Annotated in this window: 21 protein-coding genes; 5 read left to right on the top strand and 16 right to left on the bottom strand. The window is 40.7% G+C overall.

The genetic code is table 11. The features are described from left to right. Positions 1 to 9: 9 nt before the first annotated feature. From PFZ69_RS16570 to PFZ69_RS16550, 5 genes are read right to left on the bottom strand one after another with little or no spacing between them, the layout of a single operon-like run. Positions 10 to 1323, bottom strand: a complete 1314-nt coding sequence (locus tag PFZ69_RS16570) for a lysine N(6)-hydroxylase/L-ornithine N(5)-oxygenase family protein (RefSeq protein ID WP_270182212.1) — start codon at positions 1321 to 1323, stop codon at positions 10 to 12. Next, the gene (locus PFZ69_RS16565; RefSeq protein ID WP_270182211.1) at positions 1316 to 1861 is read right to left on the bottom strand and encodes a GNAT family N-acetyltransferase; all 546 of its coding nucleotides are present in this window, start codon (positions 1859 to 1861) and stop codon (positions 1316 to 1318) included. Before PFZ69_RS16565 ends, PFZ69_RS16570 begins: the two co-directional genes overlap by 8 nt. Next, entirely contained in the window at positions 1851 to 3602 is a 1752-nt protein-coding gene (locus tag PFZ69_RS16560) for an IucA/IucC family protein (protein WP_270182210.1), read from the bottom strand. The genes PFZ69_RS16565 and PFZ69_RS16560 overlap by 11 nt, the downstream gene beginning before the upstream one ends. Continuing rightward, complete coding sequence (locus PFZ69_RS16555; RefSeq protein WP_270182209.1) at positions 3599 to 5086, bottom strand: pyridoxal phosphate-dependent decarboxylase family protein; 1488 nt, start codon at positions 5084 to 5086, stop codon at positions 3599 to 3601. The genes PFZ69_RS16560 and PFZ69_RS16555 overlap by 4 nt, the downstream gene beginning before the upstream one ends. Then, entirely contained in the window at positions 5083 to 6435 is a 1353-nt protein-coding gene (locus PFZ69_RS16550; protein WP_270182208.1) for an aspartate aminotransferase family protein, read from the bottom strand. Before PFZ69_RS16550 ends, PFZ69_RS16555 begins: the two co-directional genes overlap by 4 nt. A gap of 382 nt (positions 6436 to 6817) precedes the next feature. Here PFZ69_RS16550 and PFZ69_RS16545 point away from each other — a divergent pair, with 382 nt between their 5' ends. Further along, positions 6818 to 8986 carry a GDYXXLXY domain-containing protein gene (locus PFZ69_RS16545; protein ID WP_270182207.1) on the top strand — a complete coding sequence of 723 codons (2169 nt, stop codon included), beginning with the start codon at positions 6818 to 6820 and terminating at the stop codon, positions 8984 to 8986. A gap of 28 nt (positions 8987 to 9014) precedes the next feature. On the opposite strand, the gene PFZ69_RS16540 is transcribed toward PFZ69_RS16545, so the two are convergent. From PFZ69_RS16540 to PFZ69_RS16530, 3 genes are read right to left on the bottom strand one after another with little or no spacing between them, the layout of a single operon-like run. Then, positions 9015 to 10121, bottom strand: a complete 1107-nt coding sequence (locus PFZ69_RS16540; RefSeq protein WP_270182206.1) for a Ger(x)C family spore germination protein — start codon at positions 10119 to 10121, stop codon at positions 9015 to 9017. Next, positions 10118 to 11215, bottom strand: coding sequence for a GerAB/ArcD/ProY family transporter (locus tag PFZ69_RS16535; protein WP_270182205.1), 1098 nt, complete (start codon positions 11213 to 11215; stop codon positions 10118 to 10120). Before PFZ69_RS16535 ends, PFZ69_RS16540 begins: the two co-directional genes overlap by 4 nt. Positions 11216 to 11241: 26 nt before the next feature. Then, positions 11242 to 12711 carry a spore germination protein gene (locus PFZ69_RS16530; protein WP_270182204.1) on the bottom strand — a complete coding sequence of 490 codons (1470 nt, stop codon included), beginning with the start codon at positions 12709 to 12711 and terminating at the stop codon, positions 11242 to 11244. A 153-nt stretch (positions 12712 to 12864) separates the two neighbouring features. On the opposite strand from PFZ69_RS16530, the gene PFZ69_RS16525 reads away from it, so the two are divergent. From PFZ69_RS16525 to PFZ69_RS16510, 4 genes are read left to right on the top strand one after another with little or no spacing between them, the layout of a single operon-like run. Then, positions 12865 to 14412 (top strand): spore germination protein, encoded by a 1548-nt coding sequence (locus tag PFZ69_RS16525; RefSeq protein WP_270182203.1) that lies wholly within the window; start codon positions 12865 to 12867, stop codon positions 14410 to 14412. A gap of 1 nt (position 14413) precedes the next feature. After that, positions 14414 to 15574, top strand: coding sequence for a Ger(x)C family spore germination protein (locus PFZ69_RS16520; RefSeq protein WP_270182202.1), 1161 nt, complete (start codon positions 14414 to 14416; stop codon positions 15572 to 15574). Positions 15575 to 15585: 11 nt separating this feature from the next. Further along, the gene (locus tag PFZ69_RS16515; protein ID WP_270182201.1) at positions 15586 to 15822 is read left to right on the top strand and encodes a hypothetical protein; all 237 of its coding nucleotides are present in this window, start codon (positions 15586 to 15588) and stop codon (positions 15820 to 15822) included. A 15-nt stretch (positions 15823 to 15837) separates the two neighbouring features. Next, positions 15838 to 16920, top strand: a complete 1083-nt coding sequence (locus PFZ69_RS16510) for a GerAB/ArcD/ProY family transporter (RefSeq protein ID WP_270182200.1) — start codon at positions 15838 to 15840, stop codon at positions 16918 to 16920. On the opposite strand, the gene PFZ69_RS16505 is transcribed toward PFZ69_RS16510, so the two are convergent. The 8 genes from PFZ69_RS16505 to PFZ69_RS16470 all read right to left on the bottom strand — a co-directional run bounded on the left by PFZ69_RS16505 (position 16917) and on the right by PFZ69_RS16470 (position 24796). Then, on the bottom strand, positions 16917 to 17294 hold the full coding sequence (locus tag PFZ69_RS16505; protein WP_270182199.1) for a hypothetical protein: 378 nt from the start codon (positions 17292 to 17294) through the stop codon (positions 16917 to 16919). The genes PFZ69_RS16510 and PFZ69_RS16505 overlap by 4 nt on opposite strands. Before the next feature lie 109 nt (positions 17295 to 17403). Continuing rightward, positions 17404 to 18471, bottom strand: a complete 1068-nt coding sequence (rlmN, locus tag PFZ69_RS16500) for a 23S rRNA (adenine(2503)-C(2))-methyltransferase RlmN (protein WP_270182198.1) — start codon at positions 18469 to 18471, stop codon at positions 17404 to 17406. Positions 18472 to 18589: 118 nt separating this feature from the next. Next, positions 18590 to 18823 (bottom strand): hypothetical protein, encoded by a 234-nt coding sequence (locus PFZ69_RS16495; RefSeq protein ID WP_270182197.1) that lies wholly within the window; start codon positions 18821 to 18823, stop codon positions 18590 to 18592. Between the two features lie 87 nt (positions 18824 to 18910). Further along, on the bottom strand, positions 18911 to 19165 hold the full coding sequence (locus tag PFZ69_RS16490; RefSeq protein WP_270182196.1) for a hypothetical protein: 255 nt from the start codon (positions 19163 to 19165) through the stop codon (positions 18911 to 18913). A gap of 109 nt (positions 19166 to 19274) precedes the next feature. Next, complete coding sequence (locus PFZ69_RS16485; RefSeq protein WP_270182195.1) at positions 19275 to 21062, bottom strand: L-lactate permease; 1788 nt, start codon at positions 21060 to 21062, stop codon at positions 19275 to 19277. 87 nt (positions 21063 to 21149) lie between these two features. Beyond that, on the bottom strand, positions 21150 to 21926 hold the full coding sequence (locus PFZ69_RS16480; RefSeq protein ID WP_270182194.1) for a fumarylacetoacetate hydrolase family protein: 777 nt from the start codon (positions 21924 to 21926) through the stop codon (positions 21150 to 21152). A 20-nt stretch (positions 21927 to 21946) separates the two neighbouring features. Continuing rightward, on the bottom strand, positions 21947 to 23407 hold the full coding sequence (locus PFZ69_RS16475; protein ID WP_270182370.1) for an FAD-linked oxidase C-terminal domain-containing protein: 1461 nt from the start codon (positions 23405 to 23407) through the stop codon (positions 21947 to 21949). A 9-nt stretch (positions 23408 to 23416) separates the two neighbouring features. Then, positions 23417 to 24796, bottom strand: coding sequence for a (Fe-S)-binding protein (locus PFZ69_RS16470; protein ID WP_270182193.1), 1380 nt, complete (start codon positions 24794 to 24796; stop codon positions 23417 to 23419).

Here is a 24796-nt window from a genome sequence, read left to right as displayed (position 1 = left end):
CCGCCTCCTTTATGTAGTAGCAAGTACTTTTGATCCGAATGATTGAAACACGTTTTCATTTTGAAGGTGATACACGTCATAGCCCATAATTTTATTTAAGATAACAGCATTACGGTGTGCGCCTAAACCGAGGTCTGGAGCACCGACACCGTGTGTATGCAGCTCGCCATTCTGTACGAACAGGCTACCGTGGTTCCCACCTATTGTTTTGATTCGATAGTCTTCTGAAATTTGCAGTCGTCCTTGTTCATCTTTCATTACAACCGCATCTGGCAAGAATGAGGGTGTTGATTGTTGATAGCCCGTACAAAAGATCACATGGTCTGCATCGATGAGCACGTCTTCATCCGTGATGGTTTGTTTACCAGAGAGCTTCCAACGTCTACCGTCACGAACAAGTTTGTTGACGCTTGTCATCGCTTGGAGATGAATATCAGGTTCAACACCACCAACAGACTTTTCATAGAGAAGATTATAAATGTCTGAGATTGTGTCAGCACTGATGCCTTTATAGAGCAGCCCTTGATCTTTTAGCAGTTCATCCTTCTTTTCCTGATCGAGTTGATAGAAGAACTTTGTGTAATCAGGTGAGAAATACTCTAAGCCAAGCTTCGAATACTCCATTGGGAAGAAGCCGTTAGAGCGTGTATACCAGCTTAGTGAATAGTCCTTTTCTTCTTGTTCTGACGCTAAGTCATAAAAGATTTCAGCAGCACTTTGTCCACTTCCGATCACAGCGATCGATTGGTTCGGTTTGATGAATTTTTTATGATCCAAATACTGTGATGAATGAAAGACAGAGTCACCAAGTGCATGTTGAAACGGTTCGGGTATGCTAGGGACAGAGCCAATGCCAAGTACCACATTCTTTGCATACACTACTTTTGTTTCGGAAGTTTGGACGTGCTGAACAATGACCTCATAACACGTCTCTTCGTGTGACAGGTTAATGGGTTCTACCGATTGGACGCGATGCCCGAAATGGCACGATGACAGTTCTTCACTCACCCATTTGCAGTAATGGTTGTATTCTTTTCTTGGAATATGAAATTTTTCTAAGAAATAAAAATGGTACATTCTGTTATGTTGTTCAAGGTAATGCAAGAAACTGTACTTGCTTCTGACGTCAGCCATCGTAACGAGATCAGCAAAGAACGGAACTTGCAGTGTTGTACCATCGATCATCATTCCGGGATGCCAATCGAACGATTCTTTCTGATCGAATAGCGCGACCTCAAGATCAAGCGGTTCCGCTAACGCAGCTAGTCCTAAGTTGAATGGCCCGATCCCGACTCCTACGACATCGTAAAACTCATTAGGCATTTCCCCACATCCTTTCAAATCGTTCCCGCTCACAAAACATCAATAGTCCAGTTTTGTCTGGAAGGTTGATTGGATAAGCAGGTTCAAACCCACATTGTTTAAATACATGGATCATTTTTTCGTTTCGAATATCAGGCTCAGCGATGACCCGTTTTGTTTGTTTTTCTTTAAATTGCTTCTTAACCATTTCACGGAGAAGTGGAAGAGCAAATCCTCTCCCAAGGTGATCTTTTTCACCTATAAGGAGATGAACGCCTTGGTCGAATGGTTCGTTTTCATAGGTCCCTTCTGTTACATCTCCTTTAACCCAATAAACCTCCCAATAGCTGATCGGTTTTCCTCCGTACAACCCTAGATAAAGAGAATGGTGGGAGTCGGCTAGCGCTTTTTTGAGATGGTCTTTGTAGGATTCGAATGAGACGTTCAGATTCCAAAATGGATGAACATGGTCCTCATTCATCCATTTATGGAGTAATTCCACATCTCGATCAAACTCCACCCGTTGAAAGGAGATCGTTTCTAATGAATTAGTTTTCATGAGTCACCTTTACTTCCTTTGCGATAGGGTTCTGGACCATCGTGTAAACAGATTGCGTTGCAAGCGAACCAACTAGTTCGTCCATGTCATATAAACGAGTGAGTAGATTCGCTTTGCATGAAATGACAGGGTCGTTAAGTAAACTCTTGATTAATGGTGAAGAATCACTGTGTTCATTGCTTGCTAGTCTTGAACGAACCATATCGATCAAGTCAGTTTCTCGAATTAATCCACTACTTCCGAAGCCGTTGATCAGGCCGAAAAGGTGGTTGAAAAAGAGATAGTATGTGAAGCGCTCTACTGCTACTTCATCTGAACAAATCGTATCACTTCGGTCATTTAATGAAGGAAGATGGGCTTTTAACGCATGTGCCTTTGACTCACTGAAATAGTACCCTTGATTATCGCGATAGTAGAAATGCTTCGGATAGCCATCTTCTAACACTACGACAGAGTTTTGCTGGTGTGCTTCTAGAGACAGTCCATACTCATGATGGAGCCAAAGCATCGGTTCAAGTGAAAGATCAAGATACTCCTTAAACCAATCACTGCTCACAGAATCGAGTGAGCGCTTTTCCCTACGCGCAATCCCATGAATGATAGCAGAAAGTCTTGATTTACCGCCAAAAGCGTTATCTTGGCATAGTGCAGCGATGCATGTCGCCTGCTTACTCACTTCTTTGAAAGGATTCTCTCTTATGACTGTCTCGAACCCTTTTACACCCTCAATGTTGATGTAGGCCGGGTCTTGCATAATATCGAAGGAGGGAAAATGAGTGTTTAATTCTTTTCCAAACGCAGTCGAGAGCAAACGAGACACTTCGACACCACGATCTAGCTCTTTTTGTTGATTGATGCGAAGAGAGTTTGTGATCTTAACCGGTACTGAAAACTTGTACATAAACTCGGAATCTTTGTTGTACACCGTCCGGAACGAAGATGTTGCGGAAAATGGTTTTCCAGCAGGACCGATATACTGAAGGTCTCCACGTAACAGAAGGTTTTGGACATCTTCTTGTTCGAGTAGCTTCATCGCTTGTAGCGGGTGAACTGGAATCAATACCAGGTGGTCAAATTGCTCCAACCATTCTTGATCAGCGCTAAGTTCCTCTTTAATCAATTCACTTGCGCCACGATCTAGAGCAGAATCCTCTATGACGATTGACGGATGAGCGCTAAAGTAATGAAGTTGAAAGCTTCCTTTCCATTCAGGCGAGTAGGTTTCATTGTCTCGCTCGCTTAGCCCCTGTTTACTTTTCGGCGTAGGATGTAAGAGATGACCAAGTAACAACGATTGTTCCGTCTCAATAAATTCAAATTCTTCTTCACTTAATTCTTCTCGTTCCTCATAGCGCTGGTTTAACGTTGATTCGATGGACTGCTTGCTTAACAATACGCGCATAACAAGTTCATCTTCTGAGCCAGATTTGTTTTGATCGAGAAGAATTTCTTTTATGATCAGACTCGTTAACGTCACATAATCAAGCGGTAGTAACGGACTATCTGCGACTTTGTAATACATCGGAAAATGGAACAAATGCCTTCCTGTCAAAGACCAGTAGTTAATTGGGATTAAAAGCTCGATCCCTTGACTTGAAAGTGGGCACGAGATGACATGATCGTATGTGCTCAATGCGTCATAAAACTCGTCCACTTTATAGAAATGCGACGTTTCTCTTAGATAGCAATTTAAAAAACTCTGCATTGTTGCGCGTTCAGCGAAATCTTTTGCGTGCTTCAAACGTGTTTCCTCCAATTCTCACCAAGAACTCGAATGCGATTTAGTATTTCTACAACATCAGGAAGTGTCGTCCTCGGGTTTAGCATCGTGAATTTCAAATATTGTTTTTCATCAATCGTCGTTTTAGCAATCGCTGCATACGAATGATAAAGTTCCTGTTGTATTTTACGGTTGAGAGGATTAAGCTTTTTTTCTTCTCCCCTCACATACCGGAATACAACCGTGTTTAATTCAGGTTCCGTATTTAGGAGCTCGAAGTCCTCTTGCTCACGAAGATAGTCTGCTACATCTATTGCGAGCTCGAATGTAGAATCGATCATGTCTGCAAAGAGGTCCAACCCGATTGTTTTGAGAGAAAGATACAGCTTTAATGAGTCAAAGCGCCTCGTTGTTTGGGTGGATTTTGCAACAAGATTCAGGATTCCTTCTTCATCATCTTCTTCTGGATTAAGGTAATCTGCTACATGATTCATGAGATTGAAGTGTTCGCCATTCTTTAATAGAAAAGCCCCGCATGAGATAGGTTGGTAAAACTGTTTGTGAAAATCAACGGTAATCGAATCGGCTTGTTCAATCCCATTAAGTTTCCATTGGTAAGTATCCGAAAGAATAAGAGCACCACCAAACGCTGCGTCAACGTGAAGCCACATCTTCTCTTCTGTTGCAATGGCAGCAAGGTCTTCTAACGGATCGATGCTTCCAAAATCGGTCGTTCCACACGTTCCTACGATGAGGAACGGAAACAACCCTTGCATCTTCATCTCTTCGATCAACGAACGGAGATGATCCGTACACATGCGGTGGGACTCATCGGTTCTGACCGATATGACTGCATTTTCACCAAGGCCTAGCTGCCCTGCTGATTTTTTCACTGTAAAATGAGCACTCTCCGAACAAAGAATTCTCATGCGATTGAATTGTTGTGGTAAACCATCTCGTTTTACATCATGATTCCATTTCTTATTGCAATAGTTGTCTCGTGCTAACAGTAGCGACATATAGTTGGACTGGGTACCACCACTTGTAAAGACACCATCGGAACCTTCGTCATACCCGAATTGACTCGTTAGCCAATGGATCATTTCTTGATCCATGAAGGTAGCTGCAGGACTTTGATCCCATGAGTCTAACGATTGATTCATCGCTCCGATAATGAGCTCTCCCACAACGGCAGGAATGACCGGTGGACAGTGCAGGTGAGCAATGCTCTTCTCATGAGAAACAAATAAACTGTTTGAGAGTACCGTTTTATGTAGGTCATTTACGATGTCTGAAAATGAATGGTTACCATGGAAAGAAATGAGCTCCCGAATCTCTTTCTTTACATCTTCAGGCGACTTTCCTTGATAAGGACGTTCAGCTTGTTGCAGGGAATGAATCAGTGTTTCCGTCGCTTGTTGAACCTGGTGCTGAAGTTCTTTTGCACCAGGTCCCTTGTTTAATATCGCCGTATCAAACGAATGCGTTCCTAAAAGAGTATTCATCCTAGGTTTCCTACTGCAGATCGAACGGCATCTTGTAGTATTGCGATCACTTCCTCTACTTGTTCTTCCGTGATAATAAGCGGAGGTAGAATACGGATTACGCTACCGTGGCGTCCGCCAACTTCCAAGATCAATCCTCTATCGAAGCATTCTCGCTGGACGAGACTTGCCAAAGCTGGATTTGCAGGTAGACCGCCAGTTTTTGTTGCTGGTTTGGATGGGTCGACCATTTCAACGCCAAGCATTAACCCTCTTCCTCTTACATCTCCGATTTCTGCAACGTCTTCTTTGAAAGTAGATAGTGCGGAAAGGAATTTTTCACCCATACGATCCGCATGCTCATGAAGACGGTTTTCTTTAATGTATTTAAGAGAAGCTGTTCCAGCTGCCATCGCCATTTGATTTCCACGGAACGTTCCAATATGTGCGCCAGGGTTCCACTTATCGAGTTCTTTATCATAAATCACGACTGAAAGAGGGAGACTTCCACCAATCGCTTTTGATAGAACGACAACATCAGGTGTAATGCCCGCATGTTCAAATGCAAACAGTTTACCAGTTCGACCGATCCCTGTTTGAATCTCGTCAATGATCAACGGAATGCCTCGTTCTTTTGTAATCCGGCGCATTTCTTGCAGCCATTCGATCGGAGCTGGTACAGATCCACCTTCACCCTGTACAACTTCTAGAATCATTGCTGCAGGAGGAAGAATGCCGCTTTCTGGGTCATCTAAAAGATTTTCAATATAGGTGCTTGAAAGTTTATGTCCTTCTTCACCTACACCATAAGGGCAACGGTATGCGTAAGGATAAGGTAGAAAATGCGTATCCGGCATAAGACCAGGAACGCGTTCTTTCGGTGCAAGGTTCCCGCTGATCGACATCGTTCCGTGTGTGGAGCCGTGATACCCTCCCTGGAATGTTAAGATCGTGCTTCTACCAGTAGCGGTTTTTACTAGTTTGAGAGCGGCTTCAATTCCATCTCCACCAGTAGGTCCACAGAATTGAATCTTGGCATTGTCAGCCATATTTTCAGGTAAGCTTGAGAATACTTCGCTTACAAAGTCTTCTTTTACTGGAGTTGTAATATCTAATGTATGTAAAGGTCGTTTATCGTGTATAACCTGTTTCATCGCTTCAACTGAAACAGGATGATTATGTCCAAGCGCGAGTGTACCTGCACCTGCCAGGCAATCCAAATAGCGCTTCCCATCCATGTCTGTTACAAAGATACCTTCTGCATGATCGATAGCGATAGGAATGCGTCTCGGATAAGATCTCGCGTTAGACTCTCGATTCTCCTGTTGTTGTAACAGCGTATTGTTGGTGGTTTTTTCCTGGGTAATCATAATCAAAACTCCTTTTTCAATTGATAATCATTTTCAATAACTTCTACAGCACTAAGCATAAATGATAATGATTATCATAGTCAACAGTACTTGAGAACTATTATCAATTATCTTTATTTAGTTCCCCATGGGTACATATAACCTGAATTCTTGCTATTATTTACAAATTGATAGTGTATGTTCAGTTGTTGACGGAAGTTTATCCATAAAACGGTGAAGATTGAAGGAATCATTATGGTGGGTAAGCTCTTTTCTTTTGTTGTGAAAGAAGGGTTTTTAACGAATAATCTGTAATAATTTATTTATGAATCAGCTCAACAAGTTTATGAAGTTCGGGACATATCATTATAGAAGCTGAAGACGACATGAAAGGTGGGTTATCATGCATTCTAAATTAATCCCAACAGGCTATCTTGTCGGACTATCGTTACTGATCAGTAGTATCATCTATTTCTTCGCTTCTAACTGGCAGCTATTTGAGCGAACGGAAAAAGTTCTTCTAGCAGGTATCCTTATGTTGGTTTTCTTTATCCTTTCGTTTGTTTTATCGAATTTTCAAACTGCATATTCGTTCTTAGAAGAGTGGATATGGCTAGCGGGAGCAATTGCGTTCGGGGTGAGTGTGGCAGTGATCGGTCAAACATACAATTCACACGCTGACTCTTACATGCTCTATCTCGTTTGGTTCATTCCTGTCATTGCCTTCTCGTTTTTGACGAGGTATCAACCGCTGTTTGTGCTGAGTTTTCTGTTATCAGTTGCGATCTATTTCTTTTACATCTTCCCTACTTCTTATGACCCTGGTTGGACAGACGGTCAGGAGTTCTTTTTTCTGCTGCTGTTCCTCCTGTTTTGCCATATGTGGTTCTTTTTTTCACGTTCATCCTATCTAACTTCGAGATGGATTGAATATGGAAGTTTTGGGATCATGCATGTCATATTTTTAACTCAGAGCTTTGGATCCGGTTTTCACACTGGAGTCACTGCCTGGATGTACATTGGGTATATGCTCGTTAGTTTGTACTTATGGAAAAAAACTGAAAATCGAGTGTGGTTCATTGTAAGTGGATTAGGTCTTTCTTTGTTTCTATTCTTTAAAGGCGTGTCTGTCGTATATGATGTGATTGGCATCGGAGTATACTTCATATTTCTTGCCTTAATTATTGTGATCATCGTGTTCACGCTCATCTATTTAAACCGCTTAGAACTTTCTAGCAAAGTGTCTGATCCGTGGAAACAACGAATGAAGTCCTCTTTATCTGTTATTGTTACGGTCTTCTGTACTCTTATGCTGATCAGTTCCTTTACTGGGTTACTAGCACTTTGGACATCTTCCTTTCTCACTGTGTTTCTAGCTTCCATCGGACTACTCATACTTCCATCGATGTTGGTTAAAAAAGGCGTCCCACTCCTTTCTCACGTCCTCCTTTTGGCTGGAATCACCATCATGTTTGGAAGTTCAATGATTTACTATTTCACTTATGTATTTAGTAGTGATGGTACACAAGTCCCTTATTACACAATCGTCACAATAGGTGCTATTATGCTTTTCATAAAAGTATTCAATCATCGATGGATTGACCTGTATCTCTATTTATTATTGAATGCGTCTCTCCTTCTCTCCCTCTTTGTATTTAGTGAGAATCGTGGATTATTCGATCGCATTGAAATCGATCATTATTTCCTGACGATGGCACTAATAAATATAGGTCTCTTTTTTCTCATTAAAAGAAATTGGCTTCGCTCTAATGCAATTGTTTATACGATATCCCTGTTGTTTGCACTTACATTTATGAATAAAGGCGAATGGGAATATTGGTTTTACAACTGCTTGTTTCTTGTCATCGTGTTTACGATGATTTTCTATAGAACGAAGCGTCATCTTTTATCCTATTGGGTAGGGATCACCTTTCTATTTGCGTTTCTAGTCTACAAATATTATGACTTTGCGTGGGCACTTTTTCATAAATCGATCACCCTATTGATCGCTTCGTTCATCATGTTTGGGGTTACGTGGTACTTATCGAAAAAGGATAAACGGGAGGTTAAAGTCTCTCCTTCATTCGTTAAGACGAAATGGAAACCCCTTCTTCTCATCGTGATCGTCATGACAGCATTCATCTTTTATCAAGGGTTTCAAAATGAAATGATCGTACGGAATGGTACTGAAATGAAGCTTAAGTTAGCCCCAATCGATCCAAGGTCGATGCTTCAGGGTGATTATGTCCATCTTAACTATGAGATTTCTACTTTAAACAATGTAAAAATCGATAGGCAGAAAAAAATAACAGTTGTATTGGAGAAGAATGATGAAGGATATCACGAGTATTCAGGGATCTATGGAGTCGAAGGGAACTGGAACGACGCGTATACACCATCTAGTTCTGATGTGATCATCAATGGCGTGTTAAATGGAAACGGCTCTGTTCACTATGGAATCGAAAGCTTTTTTATACAAGAAGGGACAGGAGCAAAATACGAAGAGATGGAATATGCAATCGTAAAGGTTGGCTCTAACGGAAATGCGATTCTGACGGAGCTGGGTAAATAAACAAAAAAGCGCCGTATCGGCGCTTTTTTCATTGTACGACTCCATGTTCAATGATCTCAACGGTTGTTTTTACATTGAAATCAGCTTCAGAAAATTCTTCAGGCCACTTATCCTCGAATGTTTTCCATTTATCGTATTCGAAGGCTCGCACATATTTCCCTAACCCAAACGGTTCGATTTTCTCTTCTTGTACTTTTTTCACAAGAGCAATTGTTTTTTTGTCGATTTCTTCTTCTATGATTCGTTTTATCTTTTTCTGATCCTTTTCGAGATCGATTGTAGATGTGTTTTCTGTGATAGCTACCTTTAATTTAAATTTCACGTCAAACGTGAGCTGATCATTTTTATAGGCTACATCAATATTACTTTTGATACGCGTAACCCCTACACTCAAAACTTTATTAGGATCTTCTACAACGAAAGAAATCGGTATTGGTTCCTGTACATCTTTTTTTAACATTTGAAGGATAGAACTATCTAAATGCCCGATTGAAAAGATGTATTTGCCATTATTGTCTAATAAAGCTGTGCCTTGTACCTGAATTTCTTCACCTAACAATTTAATTTCCGTTACAGCAGGCGTTATGCCTTTTTCGAAATTTGCATAGTGATATTCTTGTAACGTTGTTAGTACGGCGTTTTCTCTCAAGTGGGTGGTGTCGATTAAGTCTGATAAGTAAACGGCTATACGTGGCTTATCACTAGGTTTAAAATTCATAATTTCTTTAACAGATCCATCTACCAAAGCAATCCTTGCATTGGGTGAATTTTTTGGATCACGATAAAAGACATCTAACTCGTCGAATATTGGTTGATCTGTCATCAGCTCTTTTCCTAACAACAATACTTGGAGTTTTCCTCCAACGACAGTCCCTGCACTTTGAGAGTCTAAGTTATCTCTAGCTTGCCTAAGAGAATGGGCGATTGTCTCAAGAGTTGCTACGGTATCTTTCGCTTCTCTACTGAATACTGGACTCGTTTGATAGATCTCCATGTCCCCTTCTTCATCACTTTTATCAATTCCCACGACTAATGCAATCGAGGTTCTCTCTAGTGAAAGTTGATCAGATCGGCATCCAACTAACAAAATGAGTGGTACTAATACAACGATCGTTATGTATTTTCTATACTTCACGGTTTATGCCTCCTGACCTTTCGAAATAACCATCCATACACCACTAACAATAGCGGCATGAAGAATGCGATGCCAAGGCCGATTTTATTAAAAATGCCTCCGAGTTTATCTAAATTTGTTAATGAGTTCGTGAAGAAATAGAAGCAAATATAAAGCAGTGGAAGTGTGAGAAACAGAATGATCTGATGATCTTTACGTCCTAAGAGCTGTGCGATACTAAATGAGGAAGCAAAATAATATGGAATCCCAGTAGTAGCCAATATTAGTAAATAAAATGATAAAAAGATAATCTCGAAACGTTCTAGAAATGGAAACTCGATCGGCTTTACTAAGTTTAGCGTTGGCCAAACATATTCAAGTACTTCATATGGTCCATAGAAGATGAAAGAACTGAACGTCACGACCAAATAACTCAATAATGTTATACCGTTGGCAATTAATACTCCTTTTATCGCTTTCGTTTTATCTTCTAAAAATGGATAAAAGATAAATAACAGCTCTAACCCTAAAAACGAAAATGTAATACTAGGCACGGACTTTATAATTGGCATGAACCCATCTTTTATGATCGGTAATAAATTTAGTAAATCACCAGTAAACATTGGGCTCATAAATAAAAAGGCCATCCAAGACGTGAAAAAGAATACGAGAACACTAAAGCGAGAAATAATCCTTAACCCATTTCTAGCTAAATAAAAGCTAGGGATCGTAATGATCAATAGAATGAGATAAGGAGCGGTTTTTGGCAGCACCCATGTATTGATGATGAAGACGGAAGTAGCTGTAATGAGAAACATCCCTAATGCTGTATAGGCGATCCAACAAATTGAGAACACAGAACCTAGCCATTTACCAAAGAAACGTCTAAATAGCTGTATGATCGTATCTTCAGGATATTTTTTCATAACTTGAATGATGATGATCGACGCAACCACACTTAACGCATACCCAAGAAATAGCGCGATCCAACTGCTAGTGTCACCAATTTCGGCTAAGTCTCTAGGCAATGATAAAATCCCAATCCCAGATTGAGTCCCGTATATTAGTAAGGAGAACTGGGTCAAGGTTAACGTATTATTTTTAAAATTTGGCACGCTCACCAACTCCGTTTAATGTGCATCTAATTGCGACGTGATACTCTCACTTTATTAATTGTCCATAGTGGAAAACGGATGATTGAATCTTTTAAGTCTTTCCACTTTAGTGGTCCATATGGAACGCCATATGGTGTACCGACAGATTCGAGACTGACTAAGTGCATCACGATCGTCATAAAACCAATGACGATTCCAACCATTCCAAAGAATGATGCAACAAGCATCATTGGAAAGCGAATGAACCGTATGCCGAATGCCATTTCAGGGTTAGGCATAACGAAAGAAGCGATCGCAGTCATTGCAACGACGATAACCATGATGTTGCTCACGATCCCTGCTTCAACCGCGGATTGTCCAATGATAATACCTCCAACGATACCAACCGTTTGCCCGATAGACTTTGGCAGTCGTAACCCAGCCTCTCGTAACATCTCAAGGATAAATTCCATCAGAAATGCTTCGATTATAGGTGGAAACGGTACCTCTCTTCTTGATTGTCCAATGGACAAGAGCAGCTCAAGAGGTAGAATTTCATAATGAAATGAAATAATCGCGATATAAATCGAAGGCAAAAAGATTGCGATGACAAAACTGACAAACCGTAGGATCCTAATAAATGAAGATGAGATCCACCTCGAACTATAATCATCGATACTTTGAAAAAATGAGTTGAAATTAATCGGTGCTACGATGACACTCGGAGATCGATCGACGATGATTGCATATCTTCCTTGTAATAAATCAGCTGCTACACTATCTGGTCTCTCAGAGGAAAGGGACTGAGGAAAAATTGAATAAGGATTATCCTCGATCATCTGCTCTAATTCACCGGAATCTAATATCGTTTTATAGTTTACCTTTTCGATTCGATCCATTAATTCTTCGAGAACTTCAGGGTTTGCAAGGTTCTCCAGGTATAAAATGCCGACCTTGGTCTTGTTTTCATTTCCCACATACGTGTATTTGATCCTTAATTGATCACTTGTTAAAAACTGTCTAAGCATAGCAATGTTATCCTCTAAAGGTTCCACAAAACCAATGTGCGACCCTCGGATCGTTCGCTCATTTGCTGGCTCGTCAGGCTTTCTCTTTTGTAAGCTCTGAGCATTGATATGCAACGCGTCGTTCTCACCTTCTATAAAGAGAATACAGCAGCCGTGCAGTAGATTCGTTATGATATTAGTCCAATTATTCACTGTTTTCAAGTTTGGGACGGGAATTACATCTTTTACAGATTTTTGAGGTGAATGATCACCAAACAATGGACTGAGCACATTTTGGCTTATGTAAGCTGTGTCGGATAGATGATCAATGTACGTTAAAAGTGCACTCCGTCCATCAAAAATCGTAATTTCCCTAATCGATAGTCCTGGCAGGCTCGGTGAATGAATCAGAAACTCCTTGTTTTCAGCAAGGTATGACGAAATCACTTCCTCTTTTGATAAAGAAAGTTGTTTCGTTGGTTCTTTAATTTTTCTCCTTTTTCTTCTCATTCTCGTCACCTCACAAATCTTGCGCCTTTTTACTATGTACATCCCACCATTCCTCTATTCACATCGCCTTTCCGTTGTCATCGTTCATAGTATGAATATTAGTAAGTTTTTTTGAGAAACTATCTTACAAAGAGTCGTAGAGGAGTTTTTACGATGAAAGTGAGACGGCAAAGACGTTCGAAGGGTGAACAACAAAATCAGTCTTCATCCGAGTCCCCATTATCAAGAAATCTAGATGAAAATGAGACGTCCATCAAAGAAATTTTTAAGGATTGTGAAGATATTACCTATAACACGTACCAGTATAGTAGTTATTTCAATGAAAAAGCGCTGGTGCTACTTTGTGAAACCATCGTTCAAAATGAAAAAGCGAATCTTCTGAAAGAAGTCATGCAAGATCTTATTCCACATGAAGTTGGTAATGCCACGGAGGTTGAGTTAAAGGATGTAAAGGAGTTTTTTATTGAACAAGGTGTTTCATCTCGAGCAGTTAAGGTGATCGATAAGGTTCAACAAGTAAGTGAGAAGGTATTGGACGGGTATATCGTTGTGCTCTTCGAAGGTTGGAACAAGGCATTAGCATATGAAGCATTTGCAGTGGAAAAACGCTCTGTTGGTGAGCCACAGAACGAAGTGTCGGTAATCGGCCCACGAGAAGGCACGATCGAAAACTTAACGAAGAACTTAGGATTGATTCGTTCTCGATTAAAATCAGATAAGTTAAAAATAAAAATCCAGAAAAAAGGTGAAAAAACGAGGTCAAAGGTTGCATATGCCTTCCTGGATGGAACGGTACCTGAAGATACGTTAAAAGAGTTCGAAAAACGTTTCGACGAACTTAAAGACGAAGAAATACTGGAGACGTCTTATTTTGCTGAGTTATTAGAGGATTCCACGTATTCTCCATTTCCACAGTTTAAAACAACGGAGCGGCCAGACGTTGCAGTCTCTGCTCTTTTGGGAGGTAAAATCATTGCGCTGGTCGATGGAACTCCGACAATACTCATTTGTCCAGGATTATTCGTAGAGTTTTTTCAATCTCCTTCCGATTATTATCAGCGAACATTGTTTTCTTCCTTAATCAGAATGCTTAGGATTACAGGGTATATCATAAGCTTGTGTTTACCGAGTATCTATATCGCCCTCTCCACTTTTCATACTGAATTAATTCCATCTGTGTTACTACTTGCGATACTAGATACGCGAGAAGGCATGCCCTTTCCCGCTCTAGTTGAAGCACTTATCATGCTGTTCTTCTTTGAACTTTTACAAGAAGCTAGTTTGCGGCTTCCACGTCCAATCGGTTCTGCAGTAAGTATTGTAGGAGCGCTCGTTATTGGTGATGCCTCTATCAATGCGGGTATTGCATCTCCTATGATGGTTGTAGTTGTCGCTTTAACAGGGATCGCTTCATTCTCGATTCCTCAATATGAATTTGGAACTTCTTCCCGTATCTTAAGAGTTCCTCTTATGATAGGAGCAGCAATCCTTGGAGGGTTTGGTCTAATGGTTGGTTTTCTACTCATTTACCTTCATCTGATCAGTTTACGCTCGCTAGGTCAGCCGTACTTTGCACCACTAGGACCGATACGAAATGGGATACTCTATGACTTCATTTTCCGTTCTCCTCTTTCTAAACAATTAAGAAGACATAGGCAAAGTCAAGTCCTCCCTGAAGCAAACGATAAAGGAGGAGGCTGAGATGATAAGAAAGAAAGTAATCGTGCTCGTTTGTTTTGTAACAACCTCCCTTCTATTAACAGGGTGTTGGGACCATGAGGAGTTACCGGAATTTGGATTTGTTCAAGCAGTAGCGATTGATTTGGCTGAAGATGAAGAAAATAAAATCGACCTTACAACACAGTTCATTAAGCCGTCCCCTAAGATTGGTAGTGCAGCTGGCGGTGGAGATAAAGCTTTTTTAAATATTGAGACGACTGGAGATAGCGTGTTCGAAGCGATTCGAGATATTGCGACTCACCTTGGTCGTAAGGCGCAGTGGAGTCATACAAGAATCATATTGATTAGTGAAGAATTAGCAAAAGAGCGGAATGTTGGTGAAATATTAGAGTTTTTCTACCGCGATCACGAACCGCGATTACTGATCAGTATTGCGATAATGGAAGGAAAAGCGAAAGATTATTTAGAGGATAAACCTTTTATTGAGAATACGATCAGTCAGCAATTAAAGGAACTTGAATACTCGTCTTATATGTATAACGGCAAAACAGTCGATATGAACTTGCTAGTCTTTGGTAGAGAGCTTAAGAGTGAAACAGGGATCGCAAAGCTTCCTTATTATAAATTTGCATCAACTGGTGAACCCATCGTATCAGGCATTTCTTATCTTCAAGATGGCAAGTTAAAAGGAAATCTATCTGCGAGCAAAACAGAGTCTTTACTTAAGTTAATGAATGAAACAGAGTCAGGTATTATCGAAGTTCCTTGCGAGGGTTCAAAAACAAATTTAAACGAGTCTATTGAAATTAGTCATGTAGAAACGGCGATCAAACCGACATTAAAAAAAGATAATTCCGTAGATGTCACTGTCGACATGGACATGTTTGGTGATATTGGTGAGTTGAAGTGTACAAATATCGATACAACTGAAAAAATCAACAAATATAACAAAAAGGTAGCGGGTGTTGTAAAAAAAGCTGTTGAATCAACCCTTACCAAATTGCAAAAAGAAAAGGTTGATTTAGTTGGGATAGGAAATGAAATTTATCGTACTCATCCAAAGAGGTGGAAAGCGATAAAAGCTGAGTGGCCAGAGATTTATAGCGAGGCTACATTTAATGTAAATGTCGAAATGGATATCGGTAATTCAGGGTCAGACGTTGGGAGAGCATTCTTTGAGTAAGGACGTGTCGTATGAACGAAAGAATAATCGTGACCATCATTGTCTATCTACTGCTAGCTTATACATGGTTTCTTGATCGAGATAAAAAAAGTCGAAAAGATTTTCTCTTCTATATGGGTCTAGTTGGTATTTCAGGCTACTTAAGCTTCATTTTTATTAGTGGAAAAGCCATGTTTAATTTAGACGATCTGTTAGACATTCCATTTGAACGTCCTGCTCGTATGATTTTCTCCTATTTCACTTCCTAGAAAGGGCGTGCATGAATGAAACAAGTAGAAACGATCGATAAACTACAAATGGTACTATTGTTTCAGGCTTTTATCACAGGGTCTACCATCATCAACATTCAGGGCCCTTTCATTGGGATTGCAGAAAACGGAGCATGGATATCAATTCTTCTCGCCAATGGATTTGGAGCCCTCGTGATGGTTGTTGTCCTTTACATGTACGAAAAGTACCCAACCTTATCGTATATTCAATATACGAAAGTCTTAATGTGGAAACCGGTCGCTTACTTGTTTGGTATTTCTCTTGCATTGATTGTTATTCTTTTTACAGCTAACATCACGTATGGAATGGGACAATTTTTAACCACTTCAATGATGAAGGAAACTCCTTTATACATCTTTCATTTCTTAATCATTATGGTAGCTTCCTTAACCGTTCGACAAGGGATCGAAGTCATGGCTCGGATGTTCCATGGCATTCTCTACTTTCTTTTTTTCATCATCTTTTCTATTTTAGTACTTAATGTTACTCAGTATCACCCAGAATTTCTTAATCCGGTCCTCTCAATAGGGTGGAAACCTGTTTTTCACGCGGCATATGTAGGTATCGGATTTCCTTACATAGACATCATGTATTTTGCCATGATCCTTCCTTATCTTAAGAGGGATGATAAGCCTTTTAAGCGCTGGATGTACGGAGGTCTTCTCCTTAATGGCATCATACTAGCTGTAACCATCATTGCATCGATTATGGTTTTTGGTCCAATGGTTACCTATGAAAAATTTCCGATCTTCCAGCTTGCAAGAATTATTGAAATAGGAGAAATCATTCAACGTGTGGAATCGGTTTTCGGAATCGCACTCATCATTGGGTCTTATATGAAAATAACCTTAATGCTATTTATCATCGTTGAGATCGTAACACAGCTATTCGACTTATCGAATAAACGGGCATTCGTCTTTCCGTTGGGGCTGCTCGTGTATCTCTTTTCCACTACAAGCTTCAACAACGAAATTGAACTTGGAGAAAGCGGTTTGATCATGGAAACGATTCTTGCTTTTTCTCTTGGTTTTCTACCTTTATTGATTGTCGCTGCGCGAGCTCTCATCAAACGCTAGTTTCGTTCGTGAGCGAATTGAAGCTTGCCTCTTGCGCCGACAACTAATTTTTTCATAGCATCTCTATCACTTGTTATATATCGCGCATATACTCTTTCTTTTTCCTCAACAATTTCAATGAACTCGCCAGCTGGGAAAAGATCATCTATGTCTTCTGAAGAATAGCTTGCTGTTCGTTCTTTCTCTTTGTTGTATACATCTAACCTGTTAAATTGACCATCATCCATAACGACATGAATATGATGATAGCCTGACATTACTCCAATATCATCATGGTCACTGACATATGGTGGCGTGTTGATGTGATGCTGTTTGATCATTCCTGTAAAAACAAGTGCTACGATGAGCACTCCTGTCATGATTAACCCTTTCACTAGCGTCCCCTCATCATTCGTTTTATACAGGTTATTCATCCTAAGGAGAACTGTGAAAAAAACAGTTCACACCACAAAAAAGCACACCTATCAAAAGGTGTGCTTATACTTACTTCCCGGTTTTTTCTAACTTTTTCACTTGTTTACTTCTTAGCTGACCACATGCAGCATCGATGTCTGTTCCGTTCTCATGACGGATTACACAGTTGATGCCATGCTTCTTAAGTGTATCGTAGAAACCAAGGATGGATTCTTTTTCACTGCGCTGATAAGAATGATCATCGACTGGATTATAAGGGATCAAGTTCACATAGGAAAGTTTCCGCTTATCTTTCAACAGCTGAGCGAGCTGCACGGCTTCTTCCTTATGGTCATTCACATCTCGTAGCATAATATACTCAAACGTTATGCGTCGGTTGGTTTTCTCAAGGTAATAATCGATCGCTGGCATTAGTTTACTTAGTGGATAAGCTTTATTGATCTTCATGATTCTTGTACGCAACTCATCGTTTGGAGCATGAAGAGAGATCGCAAGGTTAACTTGCAAGTCCTCATTTGCGAAATCATAAATCTGATCAGCAAGTCCACTTGTTGAAACCGTAATGTGTCTAGCACCGATTGAAAGTCCTTTTTGAGAGTTAACGACGTGAAGGAAGTCCATCATGTTTTGATAGTTATCGAAAGGCTCTCCGATACCCATTATAACGATATGACTAACACGTTCGTCTTGTCCTTTATCATCTAGTGCATGCTGTACGTTCATGATTTGCTCAACGATTTCGCCACTTGTTAGATCACGACTTTTCTTTAGAAGTCCACTTGCGCAGAATGAGCAACCGATGTTACATCCTACTTGAGTTGTTACACAAACGGATAGTCCATAATGGAAACGCATAAGGACCGTTTCAATAACGTTACCGTCCTGCAATTTAAACAAGAATTTAATCGTCCCATCCGAGGATTCTTGTTTTATTTCTTGCTCTAACGTTTGGATAACAAAGTTTTCTTTCAGTAGTTGGATACACTCTTTATTTACGTTGTTCATTTCAGAAAAGTCTTTTACGCGCTTTTTATATAACCAATCCCACACTTGTGATGCACGGAATTTCTTATGACCATGTTCCATCAGCCAATCAGTTAACTGATCAAAAGTCAGTCCGTATATAGATTGTTTCATTTGTAACCCTCTTTTCAATTCTTAGCCATTCATTCCTATACTACTAGAAGTATGCCCAACAAGCAATGGGTTAAGACGAGTTTCCATACCTCAATAAAGAGTCTTTCGTCCTGATAACTTATTTACTTTGTGATTTGCATCTTTCTTTTATCGCTGCTAGAGCACTTTCTTTGTCGGTTTCATCAACTTCATGCCATCGAATTTTTCTGCCGAATTCATCCGCTTTTGCATAAGCATAAATTTTATCATCAAATTCCGCTACGCTAATCTCCCAAAAGTAGGAAACTTCTGCACCTGTTGGTTGTGTCACATCAACCTTATACAAGTAATAATCAACTTTGTTTAACATCATGTTCGTCCTCCCCTTCGTTAAAAATTTCATGATATCTGAGTATAGTTTACACTATTAAAAAAACAGCTGCTAACCAGCTGTCTCGATTCATCCTAAGTTTTCAACATCCCAAGTGCGTATCGCGTAATAGCCGCTATTTATTTTGTCTTTTTCAGAAATTAATGTGGCTTGAAGATCTTCTGGTAGTTTCGTAAATGACTCATGTCCTGGGTCGATTCCATCATAACTACTATAGATCGGTACCGTGACGATTTGTTTTTCAATCGTATCGAAACAATGCAGGCATAAGAAGCCGACACTTCTCATTCGATATGAAAACATAATCCTGAATCGTTCGTTCATGTCATTCCCCTCCTCGTGTTTATAGCACAAGTATTGACGAACGTTCGTTCGTTTAAACGAATTTTGCGAAAATAATAATAAAAGCACCTGTCGAAACAGGTGCTTTCCCTTATTTTGCAGACTTATATGGAGGTGAGTTGATTTCTAGTGTTGACGTGCGAGATCGATTTGAAGCAATAATGTAAACTGCTCCTGCTGCAATGACGGTTACAATAATCGTACCGAGGTTAAAGATCCCTTTCTCTGCCGTCCAAACGATTGAATAGCCAAGTGCGCCTGCAAGTGTCGCATAGTAAATGAATGGGATGAGTGTTTTACGAATGACATCCCCTTCTTTTCCAACTAGCCCTACTACTGCAGAAGCTGCAACAACGTTATGAACACAGATCATATTACCTGCAGCACCACCAACAGCTTGCAGAGATACGATCCAAGAAGGATCTACTCCGATTTTCGAACCTACATCGTATTGAAATAGTGAAAACATCATATTACTAACTGTATTACTTCCAGCGATAAATGCTCCGAGCCCTCCTATGAAGGAGGAGAAAAGCGGCCAGAAGTCACCTGTTAAGGATGCGACGCCATCCGCAAGGACGATCGGCATTTTTTCAAAACCAGATGCGCCTCCTCCTGAATTCAAAAATACCTGGACCATTGGAACAGTAAAAACAAGAGCCGTCGATGCAGCAATCATAGTTTTACCAGAATGTGCCCATGCACGTTTATAAGAATTCAAGTTCATTTGATGGATGAAGAATGTAATCAGAGATACCACGATAAAGATCGTTCCAGGCAAATAAAGCGGTTGAAAACTTGACGAAATTTCCGTCCCAAATAGATTGGAGAAACTAACATTCCATGATTTTACCCATTCGAGAAACGGAAGCGTTTTCAATCTTGTGAGAACTAAGAGTAACCCTACAAGAATATACGGGGTCCATGCCCTTACCATCGACATGCTGCCGCTTTTATGAGCGATATCTTTGATTTCGATACTACCTGTCCAGCTCGGATCCCAGTTTTCTTTCTTATCGAAATCCCAGCATTCCTCTTTACTAGGCATTAAAAAGCCTTTTTTAGCTGCTGTGACAACGATTGCTAGTCCAACGAGCCCTCCAATCATAGATGGGAACTCTGGACCTAGAAGGTTCGCTACGATTACATAAGGAATAGTCATAGCAAACGCTGCAAAGAGCGCAAACTTCCAAATCTTTATTCCTTCGCTAAACGATTTGTTTTTCCCAAAAAATCGTGTCATTAGAGCAACTACGAAGAGCGGGACGAGCGTCCCTATAATTGCATGCAAGATCGCGACACGTCCACCGACCATCGTTACTAAAGCAAGAAAGTTATCGGCAATGCTCGCATCAGCTGCTAATCCTGTTTGGACACCAACCAGGATTGGAGTACCGACTGCTCCAAACGATACGGGTGTACTCTGAATAATCATGCCTGCAACAACAGCAGCCATTGCAGGAAAACCAAGTCCAACTAAGAGTGGAACCGCAACTGCAGCAGGTGTACCGAACCCTGCTGATCCTTCGATGAAGGAACCGAAAAGCCAAGCAATAATAATGACCTGGACACGTCTATCTGGTGAAATGCCGATAAACCCTTCACGGATTGTTTTGATTCCACCACTTTCTTGTAGTGTGTTTAATAGAAGTATTGCTCCAAAAATAATATAGAGAAGTGTAGCAGCAACAACTAATCCATTGACTGATGCAGCCGCAACAGTAGCCCCTGGTACCTTCCAAACAAATAACGCAAGAACAACCGCGACAATGTAAGAGACTGGCATCGCTTTACTTGCAGGCCACCGCAGACCAACAAGAAAGATTCCCACCGCCGCAATAGGTAGTAGCGAGAGAATGGCTAGTAAGCCTGTACTCATTCTTTTTCCTCCATTTCTAAATGAATGGTAATCCAATGTTAGAATGATTATTCTCAGATGTTATCGCTTCACTAACTTGCTGGGGCTTTACTGGGGAATTTCGACCTTAGAGCTTGCGATGCTATTGGTTAAGTCTCCAATTTCATCGATCGTACACTTGACGACATCTCCGTGTTTTACAAAATGTGCACCTAGTGGGCTACCTGTTAAAATGACATCACCCGTATGTAAGGTCATGACTTTAGAAAGATACGATATCATTTCTTTTAATGGTACGATCATGCATTCAGTTGGACTGTTTTGTTTCTGCTCTCCATTTACTTCAGCTTTAACAAACACTTTTGACGGATCAAGGTCGGTTTCAATCACTGGACCAAGTGGTGTAAAGGTGTCAAAAGCTTTACCAAGCGTCCAATGGCCGTCTGAATGGAAGAATTGTGGTGCAGTAACATCATTACCGATTGTATATCCAAAAATGTGGTCAAGAACATCTTCTTTTTCTATATTTTTCGCTTCTTTTCCAATAACGACAGCAAGCTCTGATTCGAACTTAACTTCATCTAGCCCTTCTGGTATGGAGACTGGTGCTTCAGGTCCAATGATTGAAGAAGTAGGCTTTAAGAAAAAGACTGGTATTTCAGGAAGTTCTTCAGGAAGAGCTTCTTTCTTTTCTACATAGTTCGCTCCTATTCCGATGACCTTTTGAGGGGTAACTGGAGAAAGCAGTTCAGCATGATCTAGTGGAACTTGTTCGCCCGAATAATTCCAATCAGAAAATGGGTTACCATCAATCACTTTAAGGGTATTTCTTTCTACAACTCCAAACGACGTTTTATTTTGATACGAAAATCTAGCAAATTTCAACGTAACACTCCTTCATCAAATTATTGTGCTGCGGCAGTTTCTTTGATTACTTTCTTGATATCCATACAGCGACTCGGTGTTGGGAACAACTTCCCTTTATTTAATAAATCATTTGGATTAAATACTTCACGAATCGCTATTTGGGCTTCGAGTTCATCATCTGTAAAAATAAATCGCATTTCTTCCTTTTTTTCTATTCCAACACCATGTTCACCTGTAATAGATCCTCCAACATCAGCACATGCTTTTAAGCACGCGGTCCCTGCTTTTAGTGCTTTCTCGGTTTCGCCCTCAATTCTAGAATCAAATAGAATTAATGGGTGAAGGTTACCATCTCCAGCATGAAAGATGTTTGCAATTCTAAGGTTATATTCATTGCTGATTTCCTTAATGTTGTTCAGGACTTTCGGTAACGTACTTCGAGGAATCACGCCATCCTGCACTAAGTAGTCAGGAGAAATCGCTCCCATCGCACCAAATCCAGTTTTCCGATTCGCCCACCAACGCCCACGTTCTTCTTCGTCTCTCGCTACTTTCACATCGCGTACATTGTGGTTGCGACAAACAGATAAGATCTGGTCGATTTGTTCATCGATTCCTTCTATAATACCGTCAACTTCAATTAATAGCAGAGCTTCGATACCTTTTGGGTGTCCCACTGGAAATGCCCCGGCTTCTACGCCTTCAATCGCTGTATGGTCCATCATTTCAAGTGCGGCAGGCACAATCCCAGCCGAAATAATATCCGATACAGCATGGCTTCCGTCTTCCACACGATCGAAATAGGCTAGCACTGTTTTCTTACCTTCTGGATTTTTCAAAATGCGAACTGTGATTTTCGTAACGATTCCTAACGTACCTTCTGACCCTGTTAAGATTCCAAGTAGATCATAACCTGGCATATCAGGAACACCGTTTTCGCTAATCTCTACAATTTCACCATTTGGGAGAACGAGTTCTAGTCCCAGAATGTGATTCGTTGTCACGCCGTATTTAAGGCAGTGTGCGCCACCAGCATTTTCAGCTACATTACCACCGATCGTGCATACGTATTGACTCGAAGGATCGGGTGCATAATAATATCCTTTTGCTGAGATGGAGTTTGTTAGTTTCAAATTTACGTATCCAGGTTGAACGACAGCTTGTCTGTTCTCGTAATCGACACTTAGTAAGTTCTTCATTTTTACTAAGCTAATAACGACCTCTTCATGTAAGGGAATGGCACCACCGCTCAGTCCTGTACCGGCTCCACGTGCTAAAAACGGAATGTTATGGGTTGAACAGTATGTAACTGCTGCAACTACTTCTTCTGTATTTTTTGGAAAAATGACTGCTTTCGGTAGTGATTTATGAATCGTAAAGCCGTCGCAATCGTATGATAGCAAGTCTTCTTTATGGTGCAGAATTGATTTTTGCCCGACGATTTTAGCAAGGTTCTTCAGGTGCTCATCCTCGATGTCTTTTTTCTTCTTCTTAAACAACAAGCTGTTTCACTCCTTTCTTGCATCCGTTGTTTGTGGCTGCTTTTTTTGATCTTCTTGATATGCCCAGTCAAGAAGTTGAACAGTGTGCACGATTTCACCACTACGACCATATTTCTGTACACCCATTGCCATTTGAAGCATACAGCCTGGATTTCCCATAGAAATCATATCTACATCGTCCGGCACGTTTTCCATCTTTCGTTCAAGGACGGCAGTGGCCATTTCAGGGTTTGTGATGTTATAAATCCCAGCACTTCCGCAGCACGTATCTGCATTTGGCTGTTCAATAAAGGTAACGCCTGGTATATCCTTCAGTAGTTGCCTTGGTTCATGTCGAACACCTTGCCCGTGGGCCAAGTGACAAGCATCATGATACGTAATTCGCTTGTTAATAGAGCTTGTTGGCTTTTCATAACCTGTATCATAGAGATACTTAGAAATATCTTCTACTTTCTCAGAAAACGCCTCGGCTCTTTCTTTCCATTCAGGTTCGTTTCTCAGTAGTTCTGGGTACTCTTTAAGTGCACAGCCGCAACCTGCTGCGTTAACTACGACCTTATTGGATTTTTCAAAAGCTTCGATGTTTTGCTTCGCAAGCTTTTTACCTGTTTCTCGATCACCTGCATGCACGTGAAGAGCGCCGCAGCACGTCTGGTTTTTAGGTAGTTCAACATCGTTTCCATTGTGAGTCAGAACGTTGATTGTAGACTGATTGATGTCACCAAACATAACATCCATGATGCAGCCTTTTAGCATCGCAACCTGTGCCTTTGGTGTCCCTTTCGCAGGGATAACCTCTACGTCTTTATATTTTTTACGAACGGAAGTTGTGATCTCCGGCATAATCGCTTCCATTTCTGCTAAGTGCTTTGGCATTACGCGAAGGGCTCCAGTAGAACGGACTGCTTTTTGAAGGCCGCTTTTTTGGTAAAACTTTAATAAACCGCCGGCTGCTTGCAATCTGTTCGGATGTGGAAACAAGCCTTTTAAGAAAAAGCTACTAATAGCCCCTTTCATTCCGGTTAGTGGCATCGCTTGTCTCACTTGTCCACGAGCTTCTTCAATCAATCCGCCTACATCTACATCTGCTGGGCAAGCAGTTGTGCAGGCACGGCAGTCTAAGCATTGAAAGACAGGGTCCATAAATTGCTCATTCACTTCAAGCTTTCCTTCTGCTACAGACTTGATGAGATGAACTCGACCACGTGGGGAATGCTGTTCCTGTCCTGTTTCTAGATAAGTGGGACATGATTCGAGACACATGCCACAATGGACACAATCTGCCCATTTGTTTTCATCAGGGTGATCTTCCCATAGGTAGTTGCTTAACTTATTCGTGGCACATGGCGGAGATTCATTCGACAATTCCTTTTCGGTTGCAGTCAC

Source organism: Alkalihalobacillus sp. CinArs1, assembly GCF_947387515.1.
GTDB lineage: Bacteria > Bacillota > Bacilli > Bacillales > Guptibacillaceae > Guptibacillus.
The sequence above is the reverse complement of the archived record's forward strand: the minus strand, read 5'-3'. Positions and strand labels throughout refer to the sequence as shown.